The sequence below is a fragment of the Umezawaea sp. Da 62-37 genome (assembly GCF_032460545.1).
Classification (GTDB): Bacteria; Actinomycetota; Actinomycetes; order Mycobacteriales; family Pseudonocardiaceae; genus Umezawaea.
The window spans coordinates 4033888-4046218 of the sequence record NZ_CP135965.1; the positions used below are offsets into that span (position 1 = coordinate 4033888).

General features: G+C 70.0%; 10 protein-coding genes. 2 read left to right on the plus strand and 8 right to left on the minus strand.

The features are described from left to right. Window positions 1–34: 34 nt before the first annotated feature. From RM788_RS17885 to RM788_RS17915, 7 genes are all read right to left on the minus strand, one after another. Complete coding sequence (locus RM788_RS17885; RefSeq protein WP_315932832.1) at window positions 35–1081, minus strand: ABC transporter permease; 1047 nt, start codon at window positions 1079–1081, stop codon at window positions 35–37. After that, window positions 1078–1992 carry an ABC transporter ATP-binding protein gene (locus RM788_RS17890; RefSeq protein ID WP_315932833.1) on the minus strand — a complete coding sequence of 305 codons (915 nt, stop codon included), beginning with the start codon at window positions 1990–1992 and terminating at the stop codon, window positions 1078–1080. Before RM788_RS17890 ends, RM788_RS17885 begins: the two co-directional genes overlap by 4 nt. A gap of 138 nt (window positions 1993–2130) precedes the next feature. Further along, entirely contained in the window at window positions 2131–3108 is a 978-nt protein-coding gene (locus RM788_RS17895) for an ABC transporter substrate-binding protein (protein ID WP_315932834.1), read from the minus strand. Window positions 3109–3117: 9 nt separating this feature from the next. Continuing rightward, window positions 3118–4119, minus strand: coding sequence for an ABC transporter permease (locus tag RM788_RS17900; protein WP_315932835.1), 1002 nt, complete (start codon window positions 4117–4119; stop codon window positions 3118–3120). After that, window positions 4116–4880 (minus strand): ATP-binding cassette domain-containing protein, encoded by a 765-nt coding sequence (locus tag RM788_RS17905; protein WP_315932836.1) that lies wholly within the window; start codon window positions 4878–4880, stop codon window positions 4116–4118. Before RM788_RS17905 ends, RM788_RS17900 begins: the two co-directional genes overlap by 4 nt. An 11-nt stretch (window positions 4881–4891) precedes the next feature. Then, complete coding sequence (locus RM788_RS17910) at window positions 4892–5899, minus strand: class I mannose-6-phosphate isomerase (protein ID WP_315932837.1); 1008 nt, start codon at window positions 5897–5899, stop codon at window positions 4892–4894. Continuing rightward, the gene (locus RM788_RS17915; protein WP_315932838.1) at window positions 5896–6879 is read right to left on the minus strand and encodes a LacI family DNA-binding transcriptional regulator; all 984 of its coding nucleotides are present in this window, start codon (window positions 6877–6879) and stop codon (window positions 5896–5898) included. The genes RM788_RS17910 and RM788_RS17915 overlap by 4 nt, the downstream gene beginning before the upstream one ends. A gap of 537 nt (window positions 6880–7416) precedes the next feature. On the opposite strand from RM788_RS17915, the gene RM788_RS17920 reads away from it, so the two are divergent. Further along, window positions 7417–9615, plus strand: coding sequence for a GH92 family glycosyl hydrolase (locus RM788_RS17920; RefSeq protein WP_315932839.1), 2199 nt, complete (start codon window positions 7417–7419; stop codon window positions 9613–9615). Here the strand turns inward: RM788_RS17920 and RM788_RS17925 are convergent. Continuing rightward, a complete protein-coding gene (locus RM788_RS17925; RefSeq protein ID WP_315932840.1) occupies window positions 9612–10610 on the minus strand; it encodes a hypothetical protein in 999 nt (332 codons plus the stop codon). The two genes, RM788_RS17920 and RM788_RS17925, sit on opposite strands and share 4 nt — an antisense overlap. A gap of 152 nt (window positions 10611–10762) precedes the next feature. On the opposite strand from RM788_RS17925, the gene RM788_RS17930 reads away from it, so the two are divergent. Continuing rightward, on the plus strand, window positions 10763–12331 hold the full coding sequence (locus RM788_RS17930) for an alpha/beta hydrolase (protein WP_315932841.1): 1569 nt from the start codon (window positions 10763–10765) through the stop codon (window positions 12329–12331).

The window sequence follows — 12331 nt, forward strand, 5'->3', positions numbered from 1 at the left end:
TGCGGCGTGAGCGCGCTCACCAGCCCGTCGGGGGTCAGTCCTCCCAGCGGAACACGCGCGAGGCGGTGAAGCCGACCACGAGCGTGAAGCCGATCAGCACGGCCGACGGGACGACCAGCGCGCCGATCCCCTTGCCGCGCACCAGGACGTCGAGCATCCCGTCGTTCATGTGCCGCAACGGCAGCGCCTTCGACACCGCCTGGAGCCAGCCGGGCGCGTTCTCGATGGGGAAGAACGTGCCGGACAGGAACGACATCGGCAGCACGATGATGTTGGCCGCGCCGCTCGCGGCCTCCTCCGTCTTGCAGAACGCGCCGACCAGCATGCCGATCGCGAAGAACGCCAGCGTGCCCAGCACGAGCAGCGGCAGCGCGAGGTACCAGCTGCCGGACAGCCGGAGCCCGAACGGCGGGGTCGACGCGACGGCCACGAACAGCGCGGCTTGGAGCACCGCCACGCCGACGCTGACCACGACCCTGGAGGTCAGCACGGTGAACGCGCTCACCGGCGCCAGCCGGATCCGGCGCAGCACCTGCTTCTTGCGCCACGACACCAGGGTCAGCGCCGACCCGAACACCGCGGAGATCGACACGCCCCACGAGAGGATGCCGGGCGTCAGGTACTGGATCGGTTTGAGGGAGGCGTCCTCGACCGGCTGCCGGTCCAGCGTGAACGCGGGCGGCTGACCGGTCGCCCCGAGGTTGACCTTGTCCACGACACCGGACACGAGCCCGTTCACGGTGCCCGCCGCGACCTGGTCGCTGGCGGCGAACCGCAGCCGGACGTCGGTGCCGCTCAGGATCAGCGCGGCGGGCAGGTCGCCGTCCTTGACCTTGTCGAGCGCGGCCTGCTGGTCGTCGAACCGCTGCACCTCCACCGCGCCGGTCTGCTCCAGCGCGGCCACCACGGGCCCGTCGCCGACCACGGCCAGCTTGATCTTGTCCGTGCCGGAGTCCCGGAACAGCAGCCCGAAGACCACCAGGAACATCAGCGGGAACACGAACATGAAGAACAGCGACATCCGGTCCCGCAGGAACCCCTTGACCATCGCCACCGACAGGCTCTTGAACGCGGTGCTCATGCCCGGTACTCCCGTCCAGTCAGGTCGAGGAAGACGTCCTCCAGGGTCGCGGTCCGCACCTGGAGGCCGTCGAGCGCGCCCCTCTCGGCGAGGGTGGACAACACGGTCGAGGGCTTGCGGGTGGAGATCGTCAACGACGAGTCGTCCTCGACCACGTCGTCGGCGCCCTCGATCGCACGGGCGGCCTCCGCCGTCAGCGCACCGGGTTGCAGCGTGATCCGGGTGGGCGCGTCGAGTCCGCGCACCAGTGCCGCCGGCGAGTCCATCGCCAGCACCCTGCCCCGGTCCATGATCGCCACCCGGTCGCAGAGGATCTCGGCCTCGTCCAGGTAGTGCGTCGTGTAGACGATCGTCTTGCCGCGCCCCTGGATGGCCCGCAGCACGTCCCAGAGGTTCCGCCTGGCCTGCGGGTCCAGCGCGGCGGTCGGCTCGTCGAGGAACACGATGTCCGGGTCGTGCACCAGCGCGCAGGCGATGGACAGCCGCTGCCGCTGCCCGCCGGACAGCTTGTTCTCCTGCACTTCGGCCTTGTCCAGCAACCCCACCAGGTCGAGCATGTCGGCCACGACGGACTTGCCGACCCCGTAGAGCGACCCGAAGGTCTCCAGCTGCTCCCGCGCCGTCAGCTTCTCGAAGAAGCTCGACGCCTGGAGCTGGACGCCCACGCGCGGCAGCAGCTCGAGGTTGCGGGGCCACGGGCTCTCGCCCAGCAGCCGCACCGTTCCCGCGTCGGGCTCGCGCAGGCCTTCCACGATCTCGAGCGTCGTGGTCTTCCCGGCGCCGTTGGGCCCCAGGATCCCGAAGAACTCCCCTTCGTCGACGGTGAACGACACCCCGTCGACGGCTTTCAGCTCGCCGTAGCTCTTGCGGATGTCCACCGCTTCCACGGCGAACGCGCGTACCCCTGTCATGCGTGGACCGTAGGCGGTGCGGGCGCCGATCGGTCACCGGATCGACGAAAGTCGCACCACATCAATACTTCCGCCGCTCACCCGGTGTGAGGGGCCGACTACCGGGGTGGACGGGACTGCCGCCCACCCCGGCACCCGTCAGCAGGACTGCTTGTAGAAGTACTTCTCGTTGGCCGAGGCGTCGTCCTTGGTGATCGCCACCAGGTCCGTCTCGGTGTCCCGCTTCACTTCCTTGCCCTCGATCGCGGCGACGGCCTGCTCGACGCCGACCTTGCCGATGGTCGCGGGGTCCTGCGCGATCAGCGCCTGCACCACCCCGGCCTGGAGGTCCTGCACCTGCTTGGGGCTCGCGTCGAACCCGACGAGGTTCACCGCACCGGTCTTCCCGGCGTTGCGCAGACCCGTGGCCGCGCCCTCACCGGTGTTCAGGTTGGTGGCGAACACGCCGATCAGGTCCGGGTTCGCCGACAGCGTGGCCGTCACCTTCGACGCGGCCTGGTCGGGCTCGTTGTCGGTGTACTGCTGCCCCAGGTACTTCAGGTTCGGGTACTTCTTGATCTCCGTCTCGAACCCCTTGGCCCGCGCGTCGGTGGTCGACGTCCCGGCCTTGGTGTTGAGCACCAGCACCGAACCCGGCTTGTCGCCGACCAGCTTCGCCAGCGTCTCCGCCGCCTTCGCGCCGCCCTGCTCGTTGTTCGACGAGATCGTGGCCGACGCGATGGACGTGTCCTGGAGCTTCGTGTCCACCTCCACGACCTTGATCCCGGCGTCCTTGAGCTGCTTCATCGGCCCGGCCAGCGCCTTGTCGTCGGTCGGCGCGATCAGCACGGCCGCGGGCTTGTTCGCCAGCACGCCGGTCACGATCGGCGTCTGGAGGGGCGCGTCGAACTTGGCGGGCGCCTGCACGTCCACCTCGTACCCGGCGGACTTCGCGGCCTCCCGGAAACCGCACTCCATCGAGATGTAGAACGGCTCGGCCGCCACACCGGGGATCAGCACCATCTTCTTGGCCGTGCTCGCCGACCCCGAGTCGCCGATCTGCCCACTGCTCCCGCACGCGGTCAGCAGCAGCGCCGCGGCGGCGAGTCCCAGAGTGCGAACTGTCCTCGTTGACACGTTCTCCTCCTAGTTTCGGTCTCGCGCCCTGCGGCGCGACTGGTCGAACCACACCGCGGCCACCAGCACGATCGCGACGGCGATCGGCTGCCAGTACACGTTGACGCCCACGATCACGAAACCCTTGCGCAGCACCGCGGGGATGAACACGCCGAAGATCGACCCGACGATCGAGCCCGCACCGCCGAACAGCGACGTGCCGCCGAGCACCACGCCCGCGATGGCGTTGAGGTTGTCGGTGTCGTGCCCGGTGACCGACGCGACCCGGAAGTACGCCATCGCCATGAACCCGGCCAGCCCCGCGAGCACACCGGCCAGCAGGTACACCGTCATCAGGTGCCGGGTGACGCCGATGCCGACCCGCCGGGCGGCCTCCTCGTTGGACCCGATCGCGTAGGTGTGCCGCCCGAACCTGGTGGTGCCCAGCAGCAGGGCGCCCAGCGCGGTCACCACCGCGGCGAGGATCACCAGGTTGGGGATGCCGAACGTGGTTCCGGTGCCGAGGTTGTCGCTCAGCACGTTCGGCACGCCGCTCACGTTGGAGCCGTTGGAGATCAGCTGCCCGGCGCCGAGGGCGGCGCCGAACGACCCCAGCGTCACGATCAGCGGCGGGATCCCGGCCTTCGCGATCAGCAGCCCGTTGAGCAGGCCCCACGCCGCGCCGCTGACCAGCGCCACCAGCAGCCCGACGACGACCACGCCCCAGCCCGCGTCCGTGGCGTCGCCGCCGCTGAGCGCGTTCATGGTCATCGCCGACGTGACACCGGAGAACACCAGCACCGACCCGACGGACAGGTCGATCCCGGAGGTGATGATCACGAACGTCATGCCCACGGCCAGAACCAGGAGAACAGCTGTCTCCACCAGCGTGGTCTGGAGGGTGAACACGCTGAGCACGGCGTCCGGCCGCAACGCGCCGAACACCGCGATCAGGAGCAGCAGCACCAGCGCGATCCACAGCGTGTTGGTGCCGACGAGCCGCTTGCCGAGGGACTTCCGCTGGGGCGTCATCCGGCGTCATCCTGGGAGAGCGCGCCGGTCATGGCGCCGACCAGCTCCTCGACGGTCGTGTCGGCGGCCCGGAACCTGGCCACCCGCTTCCCGAGCCGCAGCACCTCGACGCGGTCTGACACGGCCAGCACCTCGGGCATGTTGTGGCTGATCAGCACCACGGCCATGCCCTGGTCGCGGACGCGGCGGATCACGTCGAGCACCCGTTCCCGCTGCACCACGCCGAGCGCGGCCGTCGGCTCGTCCATGAAGACCAGCTTGCTGGCCCACACCACGGACCTGGCGACCGCGACGCTCTGCCGCTGCCCGCCCGAGAGCGAGCCGATCGGCACGTCGATGCTCTGGAGCGTGACGCCGAGGTCGTCGAACGACCCGACGGCACGCCGCCGCATCTCCTTCTTGTCCAGCACGCCCAGCCGGCCGAGCACACCGGGCTTGCGCAGTTCCCGCCCCAGGAACAGGTTCGCGGCCGGATCGAGGTCCGGAGCCACGGCCAGGTCCTGGAACACCGTCTCGATGCCGAGCGCCCTGGCGGCGATCGGCGAGTCCAGCTCGACGGGGCGCCCGTCGAACTCCACCGTGCCGGAATCCGGCCGCTGGACGCCCGCCAGGCACTTCACCAACGTCGACTTGCCCGCGCCGTTGTCGCCGATCAGCGAGACGACCTCACCCGCGTACGCGGTGAACGACGCACCCCGCAGCGCTTCCACGCCGCCGTAGTGCTTGACCAGGTCGCGCGCGTCGAGCAGCGGGTCAGCCACGGCCACCCCTGCTACCCGACCACCTTCGGCGGCCTGCATCGGATCGCGACGAGCTCACCGTTGAGCACCTCCTCACCAGCACCGTGCGGGACGACGACCGTGCTGCCCTTGCGGACCGGCACGTCGCCGAGCGTTCCCTCGCCGTCGAGCACCACGAGCACCGCGAACGACGGTTCGAGGGCCAGCGAGCCGCTCACCTGGAGCCGGTCGGCCCGGAAGAACGGGTCGGCCTGCTCGGAGAAGAGGTTCACCACCTCGGCCGTGTCGCCACCGGTGCGGCGGATCAGCGAGTCCAGCGTCTTGGCCCACCCGGAGTGGTCGACGCACTCCAGGGCGGTGTCGTAGCCCAGCCCGAGGTGGCCGATGTCGGCGTTGGCGAGGAAACCCTTCCACTCCAACGTGACCGAGAAGTCCGTCGGCTGCTGCAACTCGACGATGAAGACGCCCTCGCCGATCGCGTGCGGCAGGCCCGCGGGCACGAACACCGTGTCGCCCGCGGTCACCTGGACCGGGTTGAGCGCGGCGAGCATCTCCTCGGTGTCCTGGGCGGCCACCCAGGACTCCAGCTGCTCGTCGGTCACGTCGTCGCGAAATCCGATGTAGACGGTCGGCTCCGGTCCGCTGGTGCCGACGACGATCCACGACTCGGTCTTGCCGTGGCGGCAGTCCAGGTGCGCCGAGGCGAAGGCGTTCGACGGGTGGCAGTGCACCGGCAGCCGCTGCCCGGCGTCGAGCAGCTTGACCAGCAGCGCGGTGTCCGCGCCGAACTCGGCCACGTGCTCGGCGCCCAGCCAGCCGGTCGGGTCGGCCGCCACGGCGTCGCGCAGCAGCGTGCCGTCCGGCAGCGTGGACAACCCGGCGTCGTCACGGCCGTAGAGCGTCGTGGTCGACGCCACCCAGTCCTCCGGGCCGAAGTCCGCCGACGCGTCACCGCGCAGCGCCGCTATCGACGCGCCACCCCGGTAGAACTGCTTCGGCTGGTTGGCCGGTAGTACGACTGGTCTGTCACCGGAGCTCACGCACGAACCTCCCCTGATCCACGTGGTACCAAGCGCACCGGCAGCACGACGCGGCGCGGTGGCGAGCTGTCGCCGTCGAGTCGGGCGAAGAGGAGGTCCCCGGCGGCCTTGCCGAGCGCGCTCGCGTCGTGCGCGATCACGCTCACCGGCGGGGAGAGGAGGTCGGCGAGCTCGAAGTCGTCGAAACCCACCAGCGCGGGGCGTTCCACGACGTTCGCGAGCGCGCGCAGCACGTGCACGGTGATCCGGTTGTTGCCCGCCACGAGCGCCGTCGGCGGTTCGCGGTAGCCCTTGAGCCGGTGCAGGGCGGCGGCGATGCTGCGCTCGTCGTGCGGGCCCATGACCACCAGGTCCTCCTGGTAGCCGACCCCCGACCGGACGCAGCCCTCGCGGTAGCCGCGCAGGCGTTCGTTGGCGGTGAAGATGTCCGGGGCGTCGCCGAGGAACGCGATCCGCCGGTGGCCGTGCGCCGCCAGGTGCGCCACGGCCTCGATGGTGCCGCCGATGTTGTCGACCAGCACGGTGTCGGCGACGACGTCACCCGCCGGCCGGTCCAGGAACACCACGGGTGTGCCCGCGCGCATCTCGGGCACGAGGTAACCGTGCTGGAGGCCCGCGGGCACGATCAGCAGCCCGTCGACCCGGCGGGAGCAGAACTCCAGCGCGAGCTCCCGCTCACGGGCCGGATCCTCGTCCGAGGACCCGGTGATCACCTGACGGCCGCGCAGGCGGGAGATCTCCTCCACCGCGCGGGTGACCCCCGAGTAGAAGGGGTTGGCGACGTCTTCGAGAACCAGCCCGATCGTGCCCGTCGACGACCCGCGGCGCAGGTTGCGCGCGCTGAGGTTGCGGCGGAAACCGAGTTGGTCGATGGCCGCGAGCACGCGCTCGGCGGTCGCCGGGTGCACCCCCGGCTCGTCGTTGACGACACGGGACACGGTCTTGATGCTGACGCCTGCCAGCCGTGCGACGTCGTTCATGGTCGCGCGACGCACCTTGCGCCCAGCCGCGCCCGCCATGGGGGGCGCACCACTCGCGGACAACGTTGTCATAGTGGCGGCATTTCACACCGATCCCACGGGTCCTGTCAACGGTTCGGGGTGGATCGGGCTGGTCAAGGGGCCAATCGTCGTAGATCGGATGGTGCTTGCGGGGGGTGGACGCGGGTGGACAACGGTGTCATGGGGGGTGGGGTGTGCATGCTGCTGGGTCTGTGGGGCAACTGCTCATGCCGGTCTGGTTTCCAGCTGCTCGAAACCGGTCATCGGTGCCCATGTGCTCCGGGTGCGGCCGATTTGACTTGGGGCCCCTCTTTTTGGCCCTGCGGGCCCAAAAGGGGCAGGGGTGAAAAGCCTGCCCGCTGAGCAAGTGTAGGGCCAAAAACCCCAAGTCAAATCGGCCGCACGAGGTGCGGGCGCGCTCGGTTCCGTGCTTGTCGGCGCGTTTGTTGAGCTTCGTGTTGAGCGGCGCGTTTGTTCAGGCCTGTGGTCATGCTGTTGGTTGGTTACGGTGGTGGGATGGTTTCCGTGGAGCCGATCGCTTTTGTGAACACGTTCATCGGGACGAAGGATGACGGGAACACGTTTCCCGGTGCGTCGATGCCGTTCGGGAAGGCGCAGTCGAGTCCGATCGGGTCGCACTACGCGGGGTACCGGTACGACGATCCGGTGATTCGGGGGTTCGGGCACTTCTTCCTGTCCGGTGCTGGGTGCTGGGAGCAGGGTGGGTTGGTATCGGTGCTGCCGATCACCGGTGGGCTGCCCGAGACGTTCGACCACAAGGTGTACGGGGCGGAGTACTCGCACGAGGGTGAGGTCGGCAAGCCCGGTTACTACCGGGTCTCGCTCGCGGGTGGGATCACTGTCGAGTGCACGGCTACCACCCGCTGCGGTGTCGAGCGGTTCACCTTTCCCGATGGTGTGGCGGGCACGGTGCTGGTGAACGTGGGGCAGGCCAATGACAAGGAGCCGGTGTTCGCTAGCGCGATCCGCGTGGTGGACGATCGAACGTTGGCCGGGACTGTGACGGCGCAGGCGTTCTGCGGTGGCAAGCCGTACGTCACGCACTTCACGACGACGTTCGATCGTCCTTTTCGGACGTCCGGGATCTGGGGAGGGGCGTCGGGGGCGTCTGGGCTGCGTGGGGCGTGGGTGGGTTTTGATCCCGGCCCGGTGACGGCCGCCACGGCGCTTTCGCAGGTCGATCCGGCTGGTGCTGCCGCGAACCTGGGTGAGGCGCGGGGGAAGTCGTTCGACGAGTTGCGTGGGCTTGCGGAGGCGGCTTGGCGCGAGGAGTTGGCGTCCGTCGAGATCGAGACCGATGACGCCGTGGACCGCACGGTTTTCTACACGGCGCTCTACCACGTGCTGCTGCAACCGTTGACGGGCAACGACGTCGACGGGCGGTATCGCGGGTTCGACAACGAGGTGCACCGGGCTGAGGGGTGGACTTGTCACGAGTACTTCTCGTTGTGGGACACCTATCGGGGTCACAACCAGCTGCTCGCGCTGCTGCGGCCGGAGAGGGCGCGGGATGTTGCCCGCTCGTTGCTGGCCGTGCACGAGCAGGGTGGTTGGTTGCCGCGTTGGGCGTACGCCAACCAGGAGACCAACACCATGACCGGTGACCCGGTCACGCCGTTCCTGGTCGACCTTTGGCGGTTCGGTGCGCTGGAAGGCCTGGAGGAGCGGGCTTACGCGGCGCTGCGGGAGAACGCGGCTGGTGTGCCGGCGGTGGGCTCGCCGTTCAGCGGTCGTGCGGGCAACCCGAGCTACCTCGCGCAGGGCTACGTGCAGTACGACAAGGACTTCCCGCGAAAGGGCCAGGACGTCGATCCGCACCACGGCGCTTCCGCCACCTTCGAGTACGCCCTGGCCGACTCGGCGTTGGCGATCATGGCGAAGGCGTTGGGGCACGACGATGACGCGGCCGTGTTCGCGGCTCGCGGTCTGAACTACCGCACCCTGTGGGATCCGACCGTCACCGACCGGGGCTTCACCGGCTTCCCGCGCCCGAAGCTGGCCGACGGACGGTGGCTTCCGTCCGCGACTCCGCAGGACGACGACGGCTTCCACGAGGGCACCGCCTGGCAGTACCAGTGGTTGGTCCAGCAGGACGTGCCCGGTCTCGTCGAACGCCTGGGTGGTCAGGAGGCGGCAGTCGCGCGGCTCGACGACTTCTTCGCCTACTCCGACCTGGTCGTCGACCCCGAGGACACCGCGCACGACAAGTGGGTCGTCGGGCCCTACGAGTACTACAACCAGTTCCGGTACAACCCGAACAACGAACCGGACCTGCACGCTCCCTGGATGTACACCCTCGTCGGCAGGCCGTGGAAGACCTCGGCCGTCGTTCGGGCGGCGCAGACCCTGTTCATCGACGGTCCCGCCGGTGTCACCGGCAACGACGACCTGGGGCAGATGTCCGCCTGGTACGTCCTGAGCGCCCTGGGCATGTACCCCGTCGTACCGGGGACCGGCCGGTTCGTCCTGCACGCGCCCCGCTACGCCCGTGCGGTGCTCCACCTGGCGAGCGGCGACGTGGTCGTGGAGGCACCGGGCGCGGATCCGGCGCGGTTGCAGTACGTGCGGGCGCTGACCGTGGACGCCGCCGACCGCGACGAGGCGTGGGTGGACGTCGAGGCGCTCCGAGCCGGGGCCTCGCTCGTGTTCACGCTGACCGACGACCCGGCCGAGGCGACCTGGGCGACGACCTAGAGGTACTTGTTGGCCAGCTCCGAGTACTCCTTCTCCACGTCGGAGGCCAGGTAGGCGACGTAGGTCCACGGGATGTCGTGCACGTGGTCGCGCATGCCGAGCAGGTGCCGCTTGGCGCGCGGCCCGTCATCGGCCAGTGCGAACGCCGCCGCGAACAGGTTGTGGGCCTGGAGCGCGCGCGGATGGGCGCGCGGCACGGCGATGGCCCACTTGTCCGCCGCCTCGGCGATCTCGTCGTGCACCTTCCCGAAGTACCGCATCTTCAGCGACGCCACCTTCAGCGCGCTGCGCGACTGGACCGCCTCGGCGAACTTCTCCAGGAACACCTCGAAGTGCGCCAACGGCAACACGGCCACCACCGGGTCACCGGGCGCCGCGGCGTCCACGCTCCCCTTGGCGAAGGCCATCATCTCCTCCGTCGACCCGCCCCACTTGGGCGCCAGGATCTGCGCGCGCACCCAGTGCGCCGGGTACAGCGTCGGGCAGCGGGCGACGATCTCGCGCCACACCTCGTCCTTCTGCCCGCGGTCGACCTGCAACCCCATGCCGGTGGTCTGGAGCTGCGCCCACGGCACGGCGTCGCGCTCCAGGATGTTCGCGGCCTCGTGCAGCGGCGCGACGGCCTTGCGGAGCGTCGCGAAGAACATCTTGAACCGGTCCTCGCCGATGTCCTCGGCCCGGCCGGTGCCGCGCACGGCCCAGGCCTCGCCGATGAACGACGCGCCCGCCAGCAGCCAGAGGTCGGGATCGGTGTTGCCCTTGGCGAGTTCCAGCAGCTCGTCGGCGTGGCCGACGGCGTGGTCGCGCAGCACTTCGAGCCGCAGCGCGCGCAGTTCCGGCTGGTCCCGGCACTCGGCGAGCACGGTCGTGGCCGCGCGCAGGTGGCCCGCGTCCATCTCCTCGGCCGCGATGTCGACGATCGGGTCGTCGTAGGTGTGATCCCGGACCACTTCGCGGGCGACCGCCACCGGGCGCTTTCTTCGGAAGATCCCCACCCCACGACAGTACTTACCCGCGGCTGGGCTGCCCAGGTCGTCCGGTCGGGAAATGGGGTGGTCCTTCCGGTCCACCAGCCGTCGACTTCCGACCGTTGTGGTGGACCTCACCGCGCGGTGGAGTGGAGGCTCGCGCATTCTGAGGGGGATCGATGCGAAGAGCACCAACGGCGGTGATCGCGCTGATCGGCTTGCTGGTGGGCGGAGGACTGCCCGCGCAGGCGCAGGCGGGGGTGCCGGACCGGTACCTGGACCAGCGGATCGACTGGAAACCCTGCTTCGACCCGGCGAACCCGCCGGAGGGGCTGCCCGCGGGCGGCGAACGCCTGGAGTGCGGCGCGTACCGGGCGCCGCGGGACTGGCACCGGACCGGCGCGCGGACCGACATCACGATCGCCGTGAGCAGGCTGCGGCCGGTGACCGGCGAGGCGAAGGGCAGCGTCCTGACCAACCCCGGCGGACCGGGCGGCCCCGGCCGGACGACACCGCTCATGTTCCTGGGGCAGCCGAAGCTGCTGGCGAACATGGAGATCATCGGGATCGACGTGCGCGGTACCGGGGAGAGCACCAACGCCACCTGCGGCGGGTACGACTGGCTCGTGCTGGCCGATCCGCGCGACCGGAGCAGGGCGAACCTCGAGCGGATCAACGACAACGCCGAGCAGCAGGCCAGGGCCTGCCAGACCGGCTCGGGCGAGTTCGGCGAGGTGGTCAACACCGAGCAGACCGTGCGCGACCTGGACCTGCTGCGGCACCTGCTCGGCCGTGACCGGGTCAACTGGGCCGGGTACTCCGGCGGCAGCTGGCTGGGCGCCTACTACGCGACCTACTTCCCGCGGCGCGTGGGCAGGTTCGTGATCGACTCGAACCCCGAGTTCACCGCGTCGTTCCAGGAGGTCTTCGACGCCTTCGGCCACGGGTTCGAACGCCGGTTCCGCACCGACTTCCTGCCGTGGGTGGCGCGGCACGACCAGCTCTACCAGCTCGGCACGACCGCCGAGGCCGTGCGGCAGAGCTACGAGCACACCAGGGCGGAGCTGGCCGCCGACCCGCTGCCGCTGGGCGACGGGTCGCGGCTGACCGCGATGCGCTTCGACCTGTTCCTGGCCCAGGTGCAGTACTCGAAGGACTCGTTCCAGGTCGGCGCCGAGCAGTTCTCGCTCATCCGGCAGGTCGTCGACCAGGCCGGGCCCACCACGTCCGCCACGGCGCTCGGCCGCTTCCCGGACGCCCCGAACGGCACGTTCCACGCGGTCGTCTGCAACGACACCCCGTTCCGCGGCGGCCGCGAGTACCTGACCCGCCAGTCCGGCCGCCAAGGGGCGCTCTACCCCCTGCACGGCTACTACCAGGCCGCCGCGCCCTGCGCGTTCTGGCAACGCCCCCCGCTCCAGCTCAAGCCCCCGACCGGCCGCGGTGTGCCGCCGATCCTCATGGTGCAGTCCGTCCGCGACCCGGCCACCCCGCTGGAAGGCGCCCAACGGGCCCACCAGGGGTTCGCGGGCTCCCGGCTGCTGACCGTGACCGACGAGGGCGACCACGGGATCTACGCGTTCGGCAACGCGTGCGTCGACGACGTCGTCGAGTCGTTCATCGTCGACGGCGTCGTGCCCCGGCACGACCTGACGTGCGCCGGCATTCCGCTGCCCGAGCCGACGGCGACGCTGTCGACCCGGTCGGTGGGCGATCCGCTGCAGAGGTACGCGCATCTGCTCAGCTGA